Source organism: Mucilaginibacter sp. KACC 22063, from assembly GCF_028736115.1.
Classification (GTDB): Bacteria; Bacteroidota; Bacteroidia; order Sphingobacteriales; family Sphingobacteriaceae; genus Mucilaginibacter.
The window spans coordinates 3514917-3531453 of record NZ_CP117877.1 but is presented as its reverse complement, the minus strand read 5'-3'; the positions used below and the strand labels follow the sequence as shown (position 1 = coordinate 3531453).

Genomic DNA, 16537 nt, shown 5'->3' with positions numbered 1-16537 from the left:
CTTTGGCCTTGTTGCTTTGTGCCAAAAGTAAGTTAGCAATACCTGTGCTTGCCGCAACAAGCCCGAGGTCACATTTAAAACGGTTATGTAAAGACAGTAATGAAATAAATTAAGGGTACAACCGATATATATAACAGCAAGCAGCTTCTGGCTGAAAGCCGGTAGATCTGGAGCGAATGCCGTTGTGGCGATTCCGGGATCGGACGGCTTTGCAGGAATAGCCCTGTGCGACAAAGAAGCCTTTTGCTGTTTTGGCCTTTTGGTTACTTTGTGGCTAAGACAAAGTAACAAGGTTTGATTTTCTTATTCATCAAACACGATATACCACTTGCTGTCATCATCTTTTGCATAGATCAGTCCGTCGCTCATTTCAAAAACGTCGCGGCCCTGCTTTTCACTAAACCATTGTTTCTTTTCATAAATGCGGATGCCGCCGTTTTCGCGTTGCAGGTATACCTGTAAGGCATGCATGGTTGGCGCAATTTCGTGCAACTGCTGGCTGTCGCCCTCTCTTACAAATGCTGAACTCATATTAAGCTAACACAGGCTATTTACAAATGTTGCCGATTGTTATTGAATTTGTATTTTTAGCAATGCAGCAACAAACAGCCGAAAGATCACAACTGGTTAGGCAACGTATTAAGTTAGTTATTGGTGGATCTGTCGGCAATTTGGTGGAGTGGTATGACTGGTATACCTACTCGGTGTTTGCGCTGTATTTTTCGGGTGCATTTTTTCCTGATGATAACGAGACTGTACGCTTGCTGAATACAGCAGGCATATTTGCCATCGGATTTTTAATGCGGCCTATCGGGGGGTGGATAATGGGTGCCTATGCCGACCGTAAAGGGCGTAAGGCAGCTTTAACTTTGTCTGTTGTGTTGATGAGTATAGGCTCGCTGATTATAACAGGCATACCCGGATACAGAACCATTGGCATTGCCGCACCTATCGTTTTGGTACTGGCGCGTATGTTACAGGGCTTAAGCATAGGCGGCGAATATGGTACCGCAGCCACTTATCTGAGTGAGATTGCTCCTAAAAAACATCGTGGCTTTTATTCAAGTTTCCAGTATGTAACTACTACAATGGGGCAGCTGATTGCGCTGCTGATACTATTAATCATGCAGCGGTATTGGTTAACAAGTAAACAGATAACCGACTGGGGATGGCGCATCCCATTTGGGTTAGGTGCTGTACTGGCGGTGTCGGCCTTGTATTTACGCCGAAGCCTTGCCGAAACTGATTCCTTTAAAAAAGAGCGTGTGGTTGAAAGTAAACGCGGCGCGTTTAAAGAACTGTTAAAGTACCCGAAAGAATTGTGGATCATTATCGGCTTTACCATTGGTACTACCGTGGCGTTTTATACTTTTACGACTTATATTCAAAAGTACCTGGTTAATACAGCAGGGTTCAGTAAAGACCAATCAACTATCATCACCATAATTGTTCTTCTGGTATTTATGCTTGTTCATCCGCTCTCCGGGTTAATCAGTGATAAAATTGGCCGTAAGCGGGTAATGATTATTTATGGCATAGTAAGTTCAATTACCACAGTGCCCATTATGATGGCGCTTGGAAAGACGCATAATGTATGGATTGCCACATTGCTGATTATTGCTGCGCTTGTGATTTTAAGCCTGTGCACATCTATATCAGCCATTATTAAAGCCGAACTTTTTCCGGTTAATATCAGGTCCTTAGGTGTTAGTTTACCTTATGCACTTACGGTAGCCATATTTGGCGGCACTGCCGAAACATTGGCCTTAAAATTTAAATTGATGGGGCATGCCAATTGGTTTTACTGGTATGTAGCGGCTTGTTCGGTAATCTCCCTGGTTACCAGTTTATGTATTGGAGATATCGACAATAATTCTAAGCTGGATAAAGATTTGAAATAGCTTGCGTTTCAGTTATAATATCTTTTCTTAAACCACAAAGCAAGGTTTACAAGCGCAATTAAGGCGGGTACTTCTACAAGCGGACCAATCACACCTGCAAAGGCTTCGCCCGAATTAATGCCGAATACGCCGATTGCAACAGCAATAGCCAACTCGAAATTATTACCGGCTGCTGTAAAAGCTATGGAAGCGTTTTGAGTATAGTCTGCACCCAGTTTTTTGCCAATTAAAAAACTTACCACAAACATAATGGCAAAATAAATAACCAACGGCAAGGCTATGCGCAGCACATCAAATGGTATCTGTACTATTAATTGTCCTTTAAGGCTAAACATTAACACTATAGTAAATAATAACGCGATAAGTGTTAAGGGTGAAATCAGCGGAATAAACTTTTGTTGAAGCCAGTCGGTACCTTTGAATTTAATAATTGCATACCTGCTGATCAATCCGGCTGCAAAGGGTAAGCCCAGATATATAGCTACAGATTTGGCAATTTCGCCGATGGTTATATGAACAGCAATTGCCTTAAAGCCGAAAACTGGTGGTAAAACAGAGATGAATAGCCAGGCATAAAAGCTGTAAAGTAACACCTGGAAGATACTGTTTAAAGCTACCAGGCCGGCAGCATATTCGCGGCTGCCGCCAGCCAGTTCATTCCATACAATAACCATGGCAATACACCTTGCCAAACCGATTAAAATCAGACCGGTCATGTAAGATGGCTTGTCATGCAAAAAGACCAGTGCCAGCACGAACATCAGGATAGGGCCAATAATCCAATTTAAAAATAATGAAACGCTGAGTATTCTTGAGTTTTTAAAAACTTCGCCCAAACTTTCGTATCGTACCTTAACAAAAGGCGGGTACATCATTAGGATAAGGCCGATAGCCAGTGGAATATTGGTAGTGCCGTTAGAGAAGTTGTTGATGATTTTCGCGGTAGAAGGCACAAAATAACCTAAGCTAATGCCTACAGCCATTGCCATGAATATCCATAAGGTTAAATAACGGTCGAGAAAGCTAAGCCGTTTTCGTTCGGCGGCAGGTGCACAGTTATTAACGCTCATGATAAATACTGGTCGATAAAATTTTTACTGTAAGTTTTGATCATATCACGTGTGGTACGGAATGATTGTATGATTTCATCTTCTGTGCCGGTTGCCTTTGCCGGATCAGGAAAATTATGATGGAAGCGTTGTACATTACCCGGAAAGTATGGGCATGCCTCGTTGGCATTATCGCAAACTGTTATGACGTAATCAAAAGGAACACTCATGTATTCGTCAACGTGGTTAGAGGTATGCCTCGATATGTCTACACCATCTTCTGCCATAATTTGTATCGCTTTTGGGTTTACACCATGTGTTTCAATTCCGGCACTGTAAATATTGGCTTTCCCGTTAGCAAATAATCTTAAATAGCCCTCGGCCATCTGGCTGCGGCAACTGTTGCCTGTGCACAAAACAAGTATGTTTTTCATAATCATTAATTAGCAACATCCGCTGCCGGGTGTGCAGCTGTTACCACCGGCGGCTAAATTTTTTAATTGAATTTTGGGTTTAGGGCCGCAGCTTTCGCCTCTGTCATTTGCTTTGCATTGTACAGTATCGGGCCTCAGGTCAACTATCAGGTTATCGCCATCTGCATAAATTTTCTGAGGCAACATCTGCCTTGTATCAAAATTGCTGTTGCCAAACTCAATTTTTACTATTGCATCTGCATCAAGTACTAATGATTTCTCTACAAGTTCAATGATTGACAGTGCTTTGCGCGCTTTCATGGCACGTTCTTGCTGTTTAACCTCCGGTTCCCAAAGCTGAACGACCACTTCTGTCCATTTGTTAACCACGCCGCCGCAATCTACAGAGGTAATGGGTGCTTGTTTTATTTCAGTAATGTGGTATGAGGGCGACACCCACTTATTCTCCGCATATTGAAATTGCAGGTCGAGCGTCTGATTTTGTTCAATTGTCTGCTTAAACGTTTGCCAGTTCATTGTTTCCATATTCATTGTAATATTGCGATTGATAAATGCAAATTTTTTTTAACAGCAGGTATTAACAGGTTTATAAGCGCCAAAGAAGAGGCTTAATTCATTTTGTAACAGCTTCCAGGCATTGGGTTCAATACAATAACAGGTGCTGACGCCTTCAATTGTACCCTGTATAATTCCGGCATTTTTTAACTCTTTTAAATGCTGTGAAATGGTGGCTTGTGCAAGTCCCAGTTCATCCACCAGATCGCCGCAAATACAAGCATTAGCTTTGATGATCTGTTGCAGAATGGCAATGCGTGCCGGATGTGCCAGCGCTTTCAGCATGATAGCCAATCTGTTTTGTTCATCGGTGAATATTTCTGACTTGGTAGTTCCCATTTATATCGCAATATTACGATTGATATTTTGAATTTACAAATGATATTTAATGTGATAAAAATAGGATGTAGTGATTTAATAAAATGGATTATACCTGATGTTTACTTTGCAGTTTTTTTACTTCTTCAATATTCGGCGGACTAACTACACCTTTAAGCGTAAAAGAAAATGCAGAACCCACACCTAAAGTGCTGCGCACACTGATGGAGCCGCCGTTAGCTTCTATAAATTCTTTACAGATCATCAGGCCAAGACTTGTGCCTTTTTCGTTATAAGTACCGTTACTACTGATATTGCTTAAGCTGAAAATGCTGTTTACACGGTCGGGCGCAATGCCTACACCTGTATCTTCAACAGTTATGGTTACCTCGTTATTACGATTGTTAAAAAAGCATTTGATGAAGATACTACCACCAACTCCGGTAAACTTAATTGCGTTTGACAACAGGTTTCGTATTACAAATTCAACATGGTCAGGGTCTGCAATCAATTCTACGTCTTCATCTACCAGGTTACTGATTTCAATATGCTTAAAATTTGCAGTGCCATTAAGTAACAGCATCACGCGGTCTAAAACCGGTTTAACCGCAAATTGCAGGGTATTTAAACGAAGACCCTTGATTTGCATTTCACCCCATTTCAGTAAGCCGGTAAGTGTTTCAAGGGCAGCCTTACTGGTAATGCCCAGTTCATTGATCATGGCCTGGCGGGTGCTGGCAGGCAGGTCTTCATCATCAATCAGTTCCAGCATATTAATGACAGACACAAATGGTGAACGCAGGTCATGACCCAGAATAGAGAACAACTTATCTTTTACCTGGTTAGATTCGTCGAGGTTTTTATTCGCATTAACAAGTTTCTTATTCAGTATACGGTTGCGATAATCAGAGTAAGCAATAAATGCCAATACCAATAATGCCCCTACGGCAACCGCCAATATAATACGGCGTTCCAATACCTGGCGGTTGTTCATAAATCTAAGCTCTTGTACCTTAGCACGCGATTTGCTCAATTCATAGTCGGCCTGCAGGTTATTAACCTGCTTTGACATTTCCTTATAGAAATATTTATCCGCCAGCTGGTATGCTTCTTTCTGTGCTTCAAGAGCCGCTTTGTAGTCGCCTTTTTTGTTATGCAGTTCTGATATACCTTGCAATGACTCTATGACCTGTTTGTATGCCTGGCGACCTTCTGCCAGATCTTTGGCCCTGTACAGATAGTTAAGGCTGGTATCAATATTAATGTTCTGGTAGCTTTGCGCAAGGCCGTTAAGGGTTTGCAGCTCCCTGATGTAATTATGAATTTTTATAGCCTTTTTTAAAGCTGCTTTCTGTAATTTGATAGAATAAGCCGCGTTACCATCTTTGGCGTAAACCGTTGCCAGATTATTGGTAAGGGTAATATTAAGCCCCTGGTATTGCGTTACGTTGCTTTTTTCAATGCCTTTTTCAAAATAACTTTTAGCTTCTTCAAGCATACCAAGTTCGCGGTAAGCAATGCCAAAGTCATTGCACAGGTTTAATGACAGGTTTGATAGCGGCAGCTTTGCATTGATGTCTTCGGCTATTTTAAGATATTTTAAAGCAATATCATATTTGCGCTGTCCCGTGTAAGCTTCTCCCAAAGTGATATTAGCCTCCATAATACCGAAACTATCCTTTATGCTTTCGCTGTACTTTAATGCTTCAAGGAAATAGCCTACTGATTTATCATAGTTACCTTTTCGCATTTCAACCACACCAAGCCTTATGGTTTCGCTGGCCATGCCCTTTACCTGGTTAAGGGATTTGTAAAGGTTAAAAGCTTCGAGATAGTTTACGCGTGATACCTCAAATTTGCCGCGGTTATCATTGATCATGCCAAGCTGATTAAGCATAAGCGCATGTGCAGCCATATCTTTATGAGCAGAGGCATAAGCAAGGCCGCTATCAACATACATTAACGCCGAGTCGGGATTTTCGTAACGGTAATAACCTATTAATTTATTATACCGCTCAATGGGAGTTGCTGTTTTTCCGGAAGGCAGTATGGTATTTTTCTGTGCATTTGCAATGTACACAGTAAGTAAAATCAGGGAGGTAAATACTACTTTACAATATGGCATATTTGGCCTAACACTATAAATTATAAGGTAGACTACACAAATATGAAAACAATTATGGGGAAATCAAAAGTTAGGCATGAATATATTTCTTAATAAGAAAAAAATAATTGCAATTGTTGATTGCGTGAAGTAACTGCATTAGTACAAAAAAAGAAAAGCTCCAGCAAATAACCGGAGCTTTTTATAACGGGGTAAAACAAACTAAGATTTTTTGTAGAAGAAAACAGTTACTGCAAAAAGCACAAGTGCTGATAGCAGGAAGCCATCAGCAGGCCAATACATGTGGCTGTTAAACAGCAGCGAACTGATAGTAAGACATACGCCCATGCTACCAATCATGGAGAGGCCGCCTTTACGCGTAATGTTTTCCAGAAAATCAGTTTTAGCATAACGATCAAAAGAGTAGCCCTCGTCGTTTCGCGTTTCTATAACCTGAATATTCCTTTTTACCAGTTTAGTTTGCGGCGCAGGGTAAGCTGCAATTTTTTTCAAAAAAGATGACTTCATTAAATAGCCATCACGGGGCGAATAAACGTCCCTTTTTAAGCGGGGGATAGTCAACATAGTTTAATTTAATTAGGTGTTACCAAATTAATAAATCCAACTCATTATTGCAACATTTACGTTACAAAAATTCATCAAAACTTCATGAAAAAAATAGCAATAATTTAGTGTTGTGCAGGTGCCTTTTATTCCTGTCATGTGGCACTAATAAGCTAAGAAAGCTTACCTGAACAGCGTTGATAATAATACGAAAAATATTTCTTAAGAATTGCAATTTTTTTTAATGTATTGTTAGTATTTTATTTCTAACGAAATACATTAAAAGCGGGTTTTATGAGGCTTTAGCGGTAATGCTCTGGCCAAAAATTTTTCGGTGATTTAATTGCGCACTCAACGGCATTTCTACAAAAAAGCATGTGCCGCTTTTGGGGGCGTTTTCAAACCAGATACGTCCATGCTGTACTTCAGTAAATTCTTTGCACAGTACTAACCCAAGCCCTATTCCTTTTTCATTTGCTGTACCGTTTGATGATTCTGAATTAAGCTGGAAAACTTTTTCCGTTAATATAACTGGTTTTCCGTTACCGCTATCCTTAACCATTATTATACACCTGCCTTTATCTATTGATGCGGTTATAATGATGAGGCCGCCATTTGCGGTAAATTTTATTGCATTGTTAACCAGGTTGCGTATGACCAGCTGAAACATCGCCTCATTTCCTTCAATTTCAAGTTCAGGGTCTATAGATATATGTATACCAATGTTCTTATTGTCTGCAATGTTTTTAAAAAGTGTAAGCGGTAATTGCAGCTGGCTGTTTAATTTAATAGGTCCAAGCTTCACACCGGCACCAACCATCTGGTTCCTCGACCACAGCAATATATTGTTCAGCATGTCTAAAGTGCTCCGTGTAGATTCAAGCAACTTAGCCTGTATTTCTTGCTGTTCATAATGACCCATTTCTACATCAATCAGCAGTTCCAGATAATTCTGTATGTTTGAAAGCGGTGCGCGCAAGTCATGCGCTATAATAGAAAATAACTTGTTTTTCTCGTCATTGAGTACCCGCATCTGTGCTGCCTTTTGTTCTGATGATGCCCGCTCCATATCATAATTTTTACGGATGGCATAATAGGTAAATAATGTAAGCACCATTACAACCACATAAGCAGATGAAAGATCGAAGAACTTATCACCCAGGTTTGCATAAGTATAAGGCACTTTTTCCGGGTAAAAGTATTGCAGGTAATGTAAGCCTAAAACAAACACAAGGTTTACGAGTACCCATATCCAGTAGTGCCGTACTTCAACAATGGCTACCAGTAAGGTAACCGTCATTAAAAAAAACAGATCGGTTGGCCCATCTATCCCAGAGTTTAAAAAATAGTTAGTGGCAAACAGCAGGTTGCCCAAAATGCAGAAGATGAGTTTGGCAATTGTTTTTTTTCGCTTGAATCTCGAATAGTAATAAAGTACTCCAAATATCAAAAGGCTTATACCGCTCAAAAGGGCAATAAAAGGTAATTTAACAACAAGATTTAAAGGGACGTTGTATGCCAAAGCTACAAGGGAAACCAGGCAAACAGAGTGGAAAATGCGATCTGGTAAAGTAAATTCTTCAGACGAACCTACAAGCCAATGCCAGATACGCATAACATTGGGTTTCATTATTTAAATTATTAGTACTCAAACGTACAAAATTGATTTGAGTGTTTCAGGATAACGTTAAATTTATCCCGCATGGAAAATTATAGCGTGATCATATTTATAATGATGGTAATGATCGGCTTATCGGCCATAGCCGATAAGATCAAAATTCCATATCCGGTTCTGCTGATCATTGCGGGGATAGCAATTGGTTTTATGCCTGCTGTACCCGATATTGAGCTTAACCCTGAAATTGTTTTCCTGATATTTTTGCCGCCTTTACTTTATGATGCCGCCTTTAATATTTCTTTCAGCGAGTTTAAAACCAACATAAATACAATCAGTACACTGGCTATTACGCTGGTGTTCATTACCGCATCGGGTATTGCCATAACTGCGCATTATATGATTCCTGGCATGACCTGGCCTTTATCTTTTGTGCTTGGCGCCATATTGTCTGCAACAGATGCTGTTGCTGCCATGAGCATTACAAAAGGATTGGGCCTGTCTCATAAAACCAATACCATACTCGAAGGCGAAAGCCTGGTTAATGATGCATCGGCTTTGGTAGCCTACCGTTTTGCGGTAGCTGCGGTTACCGGCAGTGCATTTATATTCTGGAAAGCCGGGTTACAGTTTTTGTTATTAATGGCAGGCGGTTTTGTGGTGGGATTTATCGCAGGCCATATACTTGCATTTGTTCTTAAACGCGTAAAAAATGATGCATTAATTACTATCAGCTTTATGATGATCATGCCATTTGTAACCTACCTGCTTGCCGAAGAATTACATGTATCAGGTGTTATAGCAGTAGTAGTATTGGGATTAGGCATTTCAAGATTCAGTAGTGCAGTTTTTCCTCAAAGTTTGAAAAAACAATCCAAAACGATCTGGGAGATTATTATTTTCCTGTTAAATGGTTTGATCTTCGTTCTGATCGGTTTACCATTTCCTTCAATTGTTAAACGGCTTTCAGGCGCAGAATTGGTTACTTATATAGGTTATGGCTTTATCATTACCATTGTAGCGTTGGCATTGCGCACGGCCAGGGTGTTTTTGCAGCAGCTTAATCTGCAGAATGCCTTTAAAAAAGGCAGAAGGCGAATTACAGAAAACGCTTTACTGGATTTTAAGACCAGCTTAATTATCAGTTGGTCTGGCATGCGGGGTATTGTATCCTTAGCTATCGCTATTGGTTTACCCGCAACATTGCAAAGCGGTCAGGCGTTTCCGCAGCGCGATACCATAATTTTTGTAACTGTAATAGTAGTATTGTTTACGCTGATAGGGCAGGGGCTTACGCTGCCTCTGGTTGTGAAAAAGCTAAATAAATAACGCTTAGGCAGATAAATTCTGATGAATGATTGGTAAGGAAATATAAAATACAGAGCCCTTCCCTTCAGCTGCTTCCAGCCATATTTTGCCGCCATGTTCTTCAATAATTTGCTTTGACGTATAAAGGCCTATCCCGAATGATTCTTCACCCATTGTGCCTTTCCGTTTTGCATTGCTGAATAAGTTGAAAATCTTTTCCCTATCTTTTTCGGGTACCCCGATACCCTGGTCGCGCACAAATATAATGGCGTTTGAAGCTTCTGTTTTCCAGCCGGTTTTTATAGTCGTATTTTGGGGACTAAACTTAATGGCATTAACAATAAGATTATTGATAACCCGCCAAACCCGTTCACGGTTCACATTAATCAAAACGCTGCGGCCGGCTATCAGTTCAATTACCTGCTGTTTTTCCTTAGCCCTGAATTGAAGTAATGTTGTACTTTCTTCCAAAAGTTCGCCTAAATCTACGTTTTGCCTTGCTGTATCATCTACAATGGTTTTTGAAAAAAGCAAGTCGTTGATAATGGTATTTAAATTAACACTGCTTATGCAAATCAGATCCAGCATTTCTATGTCTTCTGTGCTGCGGCCTTTATCGGTTTTCATTAAGGTACTGATGCCGTTTATTGCATTGATCGGGTTTTTAAGATCATGTGCCACCACGCGCATCAAATGTGCATATTCGTGGTTACTATGCTCCAGAGCATCAAGAGTTAACTCCAGTTGCCTATTATGTTCAATTGATAAAGTGGCTGCTAATGCTGCCTGTTTTCGGCTTTTGAAGGTGAGATAGGCAATAACGCCCAGCATAATACAGGCAATTGCAACACAAATCAGATAAAATGTTTTTGCATCATCCTGCCGTTGCAGTGATTGTAAATTATACCGGTTTCGCAGCAAAGTAAATTCCCTGTCGAAGTCGGTAGTAAGCAGAACACGGTTAACCTTATTAAGGCTGTCTACTTGTTGATCATATAAACGTAAATAATGGTATGCCTCGGTGGTATTTTCGTTTAGTGCGGCATAATCAGAGCGCAGCTTGGTCACCATCATTTTATATTGTGGCAATGTCAGTTTTTGCTCGGCCTTTCCAATATTATTTATCCATTGTTTGGCATCATTAATTTTTTTCTCTTTAACGTAAAGATGCGCCAGCTTCACTTTGGTAATTAAAGCATCCTCATTAGCGAAGCCCGGTTTTGAGTTGATGGCTATACTTTCCTTAAATTTTTGCTCTGCCTGGGTAAGGCTGTCTAATTGCGAATAGGCTGTGCCAATATTGCCATATATTACACCAAGGTAGGTTAATGCCTTTACACTATCATGCTTATTTTTAGGCTTTAATTTCTTAATTAATAACAGTGCTTTTTTGTAATAAAAAAGGGCGCTGTCTGCAATGCCTGCTCTGCTAAAATTCAGGGCCAGATTATTCGTAGTGCCTATACGGTCGAAATTTATTTTAGCTTCACTAATGGTGCTTAATGCCTCAACAGCATTCTTATTTAAAGTTACGCCTTCCAGATAGCGGCCTTGTTTGTAACAGATATCTGCCAGGCGCATATTAAACTTATACAAAAATAATTTGTAGCTGCGTGATTGCGGATCAGGGATGGCCAGGCTTTTACCTACATAGTATTGCAGATAGGTGTCGTTATATTGCTTCATCCTGAAAAGGACATCGCCTTTATAAAGGTGTGCTTCGGCAAAGGATAAATTATATTGCTTTTTATTGGCAAACGGCTTCAGCACGTTAATCATGCTGTCTGTATATTTCAATGCATGCGTATACATTCCAGAATTTGAATATATCGTACATAGTAATACATATTTGATATACAGGTCACCCGGGCCAGGTTGGGATATTTTGCTAAAAGATTCTACAACGTAGTTTTTTGCGCGGGCCGGATCTTTTTCTGCCAAAAGCAACGCGTTTTGGTTAATCTGATCAGTAATATCCGGATGGTCTTGCGTGGAAGTATGAAAACGCGTGCACCCCAAACAATACATCAGCACAGCCGCAAGGAGAAATGCAGGCCATTTTAGTAATGATTTGGTCATGCGTTTAGTAGTCGGTTTAATTCCTAAACTTACACAATTAAAGGCGCATATAAAATGTTTTTTCTTTAGGATTATATTTCAGAGGCTAAAATTTTCTTTAAATCAATATATTATTCAGTCATTTAAGTGGATTATTGAAATCGACAATATGCTGCCTGAGTTGTCTTTTGTTATGTTATTGTTAATAAATATATTTTTTATCAAAAGCATGTCAATATGTTTTAATATAGATACGTTTATTTAAAATAGCTATACATTTGAATTGAAAGACAGTGCTATCATTGTTTTGTCAACTTTACCTTAAATAAAACAAAAATACTTCTGCAGCCTTCTTTTATAGAGAAAAACAACATAACATCTGGTAATATGAGCGATACAACATTCAATTCTTTAGATCAACTCTCAGTCGACACCCTTCGTTTCTTATCTGTCGATATGGTGCAACAAGCTAATTCTGGCCACCCTGGTCTTCCGCTGGGTGCTGCGCCAATGGCTTATGTACTTTGGAGCCGCTTTTTAAAGTTTAATCCTAAAGATCCGTTTTGGCCAAACCGCGATAAATTTATTTTATCAGCAGGCCATGGTTCGGCATTGCTATACAGCTTGTTACATATGTCGGGTTATGATCTTTCGCTGGATGATCTGAAACAATTCAGGCAGATAGGTTCAAAAACACCAGGCCATCCCGAGTCTATGATGACACCGGGCGTTGAGTTTACCACCGGCCCGCTTGGCCAGGGATTTGGTAACGGCGTTGGGGTTGCTATGACAGAAGCCCACCTTGGAGCAATATTTAATAAAGACGATAATAAAATAATAGATCACTACACTTATGGTATTGTGAGCGACGGCGACCTGATGGAGGGCGTTGCATCTGAAGCTGCTTCACTGGCAGGCCACCTTAAATTAGGTAAGCTGATCTATTTATATGATGATAATAAGATATCGTTAGACGGTTCAACCAGCCTGGCATTTACTGAAGACGTACTTAAGCGTTTTGAGGCTTACGACTGGCATACCCTAACCGTTGAAGACGGTAATGATCTACAGGCTATTAACGATGCCATCATCGCAGCGCAGCAGGTAAAAGATAAACCATCAATTATCGCAGTAAAAACGATAATTGGTTATGGTAGCCCAATGCAAGGCACCAACAAAGTGCATGGTGCGGCTCTGGGCGTTGATAACGTTAAAAAAACCAAAGAAGCATACGGCTGGGATCCTGAAAAAACATTCTTTGTTCCTGATGGCGTTTACGATCACTTCCAGACGCCCGGTAAACATGGTGGTGAACTACAGGCCGCTTGGGAAGAGCAGCTTAATCAATACGAGCAGGCTTACCCTGAAGAAGGTAAAAACTTCCGTTTAAGCTTCGATGGCAAATTACCTGAAGGATGGGAAAAAAGCCTGCCTGTTTTCAAACCGGAAGAACAATTAGCCACACGCCAGGCATCTGGTAAAGCATTGGATGCATTAAAAGGCGTTATCCCATGGATATTTGGTGGTTCGGCAGATTTGGCAAGCTCAAACGAAACCCCGCTTAAACCGGATGTAAGTTTCCAGCCCGACCATTATGATCAAACCAATGTTTGGTTTGGTGTACGTGAACATGGCATGGGTGCCATACTGAACGGTATCTCGTCATACAAATCAGTACGTACCTATGGTGCTACATTCCTTACCTTCTCTGATTACATGCGCGGTTCTATCCGCTTAGCCTCATTAACACAGGCAGCAGTAACTTATATATTCACACACGATAGTATTGCACTTGGTGAGGACGGCCCAACGCACCAGCCTGTTGAACAGGTAACTGCTTTACGCGCTATTCCTAACTTAATTGTATTGCGCCCGGCTGATGCCAACGAAACAGTTGAAGCCTGGAAGATTGCGATTTCAAGGCCAAAAGGTCCGTTTGCGCTGATCCTTTCTCGTCAAAAACTGCCGGTATTTGACCGTACTAAATTTGCACCCTCAGAAAATGCACAAAAAGGTGCTTATGTATTAAGCGAAGCAAAAGGTAGTATAGATATTATTCTGATTGCAACCGGATCGGAAGTTAAACTTGCCGTAGGTGCGCAAGAGGAACTGGCTAAAGAAGGTATTGCTGCACGTGTAGTAAGTATGCCATCATGGGAGTTGTTCGAAGAACAGGATCAGGAATATAAAGACAAAGTATTACCTCCGCATATTCATCAGCGCCTGTCTATCGAAGCAGGTGTAACCTTCGGCTGGTGGAAATATGTTACCGCAGAGGGTGACGTATTAGGTATCGACCGTTACGGTGAATCAGGCGAAGGTGAAGCAGTGCTTAAACATTTCGGCTTTACAGTTGAAAACGTAGTAAGCAAAGCCAAAGCCGTAGTTGCTAAAAAGAAATAATCCGTTTGCCATGAAAATAGGTGTTGCAGCAGACCATGCCGGTTTCGAGCAAAAAAACCAATTGGTTAAAGAGTTAACCGATGCCGGTTATGATGTAAAGGATTACGGTGCATACAGCTACGATCCGCTTGATGATTACCCTGATTGCGTGCTACCGCTTGCAAATGCTGTAGCAGCCCAAGAGGTTGATAAGGCCATTGCAGTTTGTGGCAGCGGGGTAGGTGTATCAGTAGCGGCAAACAAAGTGCCGGGTGTAAGGGCGGCATTGGTTACTGAAAGTTATTCAGCGCATCAGGGTGTTGAACACGATGATATGAACATGCTTTGCATAGGTGCAAGGGTTATTGGCCCGGCGCTTATCAAAGAAATTGTTGATGCTTACCTGAAAGCCGAATATAAAGGCGAAGAGCGCTTTGCGCGCCGTTTAAATAAAGTACTTGCAATTGAAAAACAGCATATACAATGAAAAATCCATTAGAAAGAATAGGTGACTACGGCCAAAGTGTTTGGCTTGATTATATCCGCCGCAAGTTTATTGCTTCTGGCGAACTTAAAAAACTGATTGATGAAGATGGCCTGAAAGGTGTTACTTCAAACCCGGCTATTTTTGAAGAGGCTATTGCCCGCAGCGATGATTACGCCGAATCAATTTCTGAATCTGCAAAGCAGGGCAAATCGGCACAGGATATATTTTTAGACCTGGCTATTGCCGACGTGCAAAGTGCAGCAGATGTATTTAAAGATGTTTACGAGCAAACCAACGGACTTGATGGCTATGTGAGCCTGGAAGTATCGCCAAGCTTAGCGCTTGACCCGGAAGGCTCAATGACCGAAGCTCGTTCGTCATGGGAAAGGCTTAATCGCCCTAACGTGATGATCAAGATCCCAGGCACCAAAGAAGGCATTCCGGCGATTAAACAACTGATTAGCGAAGGCATCAATATTAACGTAACCTTATTGTTTAGCCTTGAACGTTATGAGAAAGTAGCAGAAGCCTATATTGAAGGGCTTGAAGCACGTGCCGCTAAAGGCGAACCGCTTGACAAGATTGCTTCTGTAGCCAGTTTCTTCCTGAGCCGTATTGACTCGATGGTTGACCCGATGCTGGAAGAAGTAATCAAAAACGATCAGAGCAAAGCACTTGCAGCTCGTAAATTATTAGGTAAAGTGGCTATTGCCAGCGCACGTGATGCTTACCAGATCTATAAAAGATTATTCGGCAGCGACCGCTTTAAGGCACTTGAGGCTAAAGGTGCAAAACCACAGCGTTTACTTTGGGCAAGTACCAGTACTAAAAACAAGGCATATAGTGATGTGATTTATGTGGAATCGCTTATTGGGCCGGATACGGTGAACACGATGCCGGTTGAAACGATGAATGCCTACCGAGATCATGGTAACCCATCTAACCAGTTAGATGGTAACCTTGAAGAAGCCCGCTATATACTTTCAGAACTTGTGGACGTAGTTGAGATCAACCTGAACGACGTGACCCGTAAACTGGAAGAAGAAGGTATAGATAAATTTATTAAACCTTTCAACAGCCTGCTTGAAACCATTGATTCAAAACGTGTGGAGGTTGTAAAATGATAGACCCGGGATATGACGGCACCCCGATCAAAGCTTTATTTATTGATCTGGGTGGCGTCTTTCTTACCAACGGCTGGGACCGTAATGCGCGTAAAGAAGCTGCCGAAAAGTTTGGACTTAACCTTGATGAAATGAACGAACGCCACCGTGTGATCTTCGATTCATACGAGGCTGGCCGCACTACCATGAAAAACTACCTGGACCTGTTGGTTTTTTACCAGGAGAGGCCGTTCACTCAGCAGGAGTTTATTGATTTCATGTACCAAACATCGAAGCCTTTTCCTGACATGATCGAGATGGTTAAAAACATCAAGCGTAAATACAACCTGCAGGTTGTGGCAGTAAACAACGAAGGTCGCGAGCTGAACGAATACCGCATACATCAATTTAAGCTGAAAGAGTTCATTGACATATTTGCATCTTCGAGCTTTATTAAGGTTCGTAAACCGGATAAGGAAATGTACGAGCTTGCACTTGACCTTGCACAGGTAACGCCAAAAGAGGTAGTTTACCTGGACGATCGCCAGGTGTTTATTGAGGCAGCGCAGGTGCTGGGCATCAATGGCATTTGCCATAAGGATATAGCCACCACGCGCGAAGGCTTAAAGCGTTATGGCTTAACCGAATAATAAAGAGAA

General features: G+C 41.2%; 15 protein-coding genes. 6 read left to right on the top strand and 9 right to left on the bottom strand.

Translation table 11 applies throughout. From position 1 onward, the window contains the following. Positions 1 to 303: 303 nt before the first annotated feature. Positions 304 to 531: a hypothetical protein gene (locus tag PQ461_RS15260; RefSeq protein WP_274206397.1), complete on the bottom strand. Its 228-nt coding sequence runs from the start codon at positions 529 to 531 to the stop codon at positions 304 to 306. A gap of 26 nt (positions 532 to 557) precedes the next feature. Here PQ461_RS15260 and PQ461_RS15255 point away from each other — a divergent pair, with 26 nt between their 5' ends. Continuing rightward, on the top strand, positions 558 to 1901 hold the full coding sequence (locus tag PQ461_RS15255) for an MFS transporter (RefSeq protein ID WP_274206396.1): 1344 nt from the start codon (positions 558 to 560) through the stop codon (positions 1899 to 1901). An 8-nt stretch (positions 1902 to 1909) separates the two neighbouring features. Here PQ461_RS15255 and arsB read toward each other — a convergent pair whose 3' ends face one another. The 7 genes from arsB to PQ461_RS15220 all read right to left on the bottom strand — a co-directional run bounded on the left by arsB (position 1910) and on the right by PQ461_RS15220 (position 8555). Next, a complete protein-coding gene (gene arsB, locus PQ461_RS15250) occupies positions 1910 to 2971 on the bottom strand; it encodes an ACR3 family arsenite efflux transporter (RefSeq protein ID WP_274206395.1) in 1062 nt (353 codons plus the stop codon). Next, complete coding sequence (locus PQ461_RS15245) at positions 2968 to 3384, bottom strand: arsenate reductase ArsC (RefSeq protein WP_274206394.1); 417 nt, start codon at positions 3382 to 3384, stop codon at positions 2968 to 2970. Before PQ461_RS15245 ends, arsB begins: the two co-directional genes overlap by 4 nt. 9 nt (positions 3385 to 3393) lie before the next feature. Next, complete coding sequence (locus tag PQ461_RS15240; protein ID WP_274206393.1) at positions 3394 to 3915, bottom strand: DUF6428 family protein; 522 nt, start codon at positions 3913 to 3915, stop codon at positions 3394 to 3396. A 33-nt stretch (positions 3916 to 3948) separates the two neighbouring features. Beyond that, positions 3949 to 4278 carry an ArsR/SmtB family transcription factor gene (locus PQ461_RS15235; RefSeq protein WP_274206392.1) on the bottom strand — a complete coding sequence of 110 codons (330 nt, stop codon included), beginning with the start codon at positions 4276 to 4278 and terminating at the stop codon, positions 3949 to 3951. An 88-nt stretch (positions 4279 to 4366) separates the two neighbouring features. Continuing rightward, positions 4367 to 6382 (bottom strand): tetratricopeptide repeat-containing sensor histidine kinase, encoded by a 2016-nt coding sequence (locus PQ461_RS15230; protein ID WP_274206391.1) that lies wholly within the window; start codon positions 6380 to 6382, stop codon positions 4367 to 4369. Positions 6383 to 6583: 201 nt separating this feature from the next. Continuing rightward, on the bottom strand, positions 6584 to 6946 hold the full coding sequence (locus PQ461_RS15225; RefSeq protein ID WP_274206390.1) for a hypothetical protein: 363 nt from the start codon (positions 6944 to 6946) through the stop codon (positions 6584 to 6586). A 271-nt stretch (positions 6947 to 7217) separates the two neighbouring features. Then, on the bottom strand, positions 7218 to 8555 hold the full coding sequence (locus PQ461_RS15220) for a sensor histidine kinase (RefSeq protein ID WP_274206389.1): 1338 nt from the start codon (positions 8553 to 8555) through the stop codon (positions 7218 to 7220). A 72-nt stretch (positions 8556 to 8627) separates the two neighbouring features. On the opposite strand from PQ461_RS15220, the gene PQ461_RS15215 reads away from it, so the two are divergent. After that, on the top strand, positions 8628 to 9869 hold the full coding sequence (locus PQ461_RS15215) for a Na+/H+ antiporter (protein WP_274206388.1): 1242 nt from the start codon (positions 8628 to 8630) through the stop codon (positions 9867 to 9869). A gap of 3 nt (positions 9870 to 9872) precedes the next feature. Here the strand turns inward: PQ461_RS15215 and PQ461_RS15210 are convergent, their stop codons facing one another. Beyond that, the gene (locus tag PQ461_RS15210) at positions 9873 to 11927 is read right to left on the bottom strand and encodes an ATP-binding protein (RefSeq protein ID WP_274206387.1); all 2055 of its coding nucleotides are present in this window, start codon (positions 11925 to 11927) and stop codon (positions 9873 to 9875) included. A gap of 366 nt (positions 11928 to 12293) precedes the next feature. Between PQ461_RS15210 and tkt the strand changes: the two genes are divergently transcribed. From tkt to PQ461_RS15190, 4 genes are read left to right on the top strand one after another with little or no spacing between them, the layout of a single operon-like run. Continuing rightward, positions 12294 to 14309: a transketolase gene (gene tkt / locus PQ461_RS15205; RefSeq protein ID WP_274206386.1), complete on the top strand. Its 2016-nt coding sequence runs from the start codon at positions 12294 to 12296 to the stop codon at positions 14307 to 14309. A 10-nt stretch (positions 14310 to 14319) separates the two neighbouring features. Continuing rightward, positions 14320 to 14775: an RpiB/LacA/LacB family sugar-phosphate isomerase gene (locus PQ461_RS15200; RefSeq protein WP_274206385.1), complete on the top strand. Its 456-nt coding sequence runs from the start codon at positions 14320 to 14322 to the stop codon at positions 14773 to 14775. Beyond that, positions 14772 to 15899, top strand: a complete 1128-nt coding sequence (gene tal / locus PQ461_RS15195) for a transaldolase (protein ID WP_274206384.1) — start codon at positions 14772 to 14774, stop codon at positions 15897 to 15899. Before PQ461_RS15200 ends, tal begins: the two co-directional genes overlap by 4 nt. Beyond that, the gene (locus PQ461_RS15190; RefSeq protein WP_274206383.1) at positions 15896 to 16528 is read left to right on the top strand and encodes an HAD family hydrolase; all 633 of its coding nucleotides are present in this window, start codon (positions 15896 to 15898) and stop codon (positions 16526 to 16528) included. Before tal ends, PQ461_RS15190 begins: the two co-directional genes overlap by 4 nt. Positions 16529 to 16537 lie beyond the last annotated feature (9 nt).

Coding starts and splice junctions, on each gene's coding strand:
- PQ461_RS15260 (WP_274206397.1), bottom strand. CDS start 531: ATGAGTTCAGCATTTGTAAGAGAGGGCGACAGCCAGCAGTTGCACGAA.
- PQ461_RS15255 (WP_274206396.1), top strand. CDS start 558: ATGTTGCCGATTGTTATTGAATTTGTATTTTTAGCAATGCAGCAACAA.
- arsB (WP_274206395.1), bottom strand. CDS start 2,971: ATGAGCGTTAATAACTGTGCACCTGCCGCCGAACGAAAACGGCTTAGC.
- PQ461_RS15245 (WP_274206394.1), bottom strand. CDS start 3,384: ATGAAAAACATACTTGTTTTGTGCACAGGCAACAGTTGCCGCAGCCAG.
- PQ461_RS15240 (WP_274206393.1), bottom strand. CDS start 3,915: ATGAATATGGAAACAATGAACTGGCAAACGTTTAAGCAGACAATTGAA.
- PQ461_RS15235 (WP_274206392.1), bottom strand. CDS start 4,278: ATGGGAACTACCAAGTCAGAAATATTCACCGATGAACAAAACAGATTG.
- PQ461_RS15230 (WP_274206391.1), bottom strand. CDS start 6,382: ATGCCATATTGTAAAGTAGTATTTACCTCCCTGATTTTACTTACTGTG.
- PQ461_RS15225 (WP_274206390.1), bottom strand. CDS start 6,946: ATGTTGACTATCCCCCGCTTAAAAAGGGACGTTTATTCGCCCCGTGAT.
- PQ461_RS15220 (WP_274206389.1), bottom strand. CDS start 8,555: ATGAAACCCAATGTTATGCGTATCTGGCATTGGCTTGTAGGTTCGTCT.
- PQ461_RS15215 (WP_274206388.1), top strand. CDS start 8,628: ATGGAAAATTATAGCGTGATCATATTTATAATGATGGTAATGATCGGC.
- PQ461_RS15210 (WP_274206387.1), bottom strand. CDS start 11,927: ATGACCAAATCATTACTAAAATGGCCTGCATTTCTCCTTGCGGCTGTG.
- tkt (WP_274206386.1), top strand. CDS start 12,294: ATGAGCGATACAACATTCAATTCTTTAGATCAACTCTCAGTCGACACC.
- PQ461_RS15200 (WP_274206385.1), top strand. CDS start 14,320: ATGAAAATAGGTGTTGCAGCAGACCATGCCGGTTTCGAGCAAAAAAAC.
- tal (WP_274206384.1), top strand. CDS start 14,772: ATGAAAAATCCATTAGAAAGAATAGGTGACTACGGCCAAAGTGTTTGG.
- PQ461_RS15190 (WP_274206383.1), top strand. CDS start 15,896: ATGATAGACCCGGGATATGACGGCACCCCGATCAAAGCTTTATTTATT.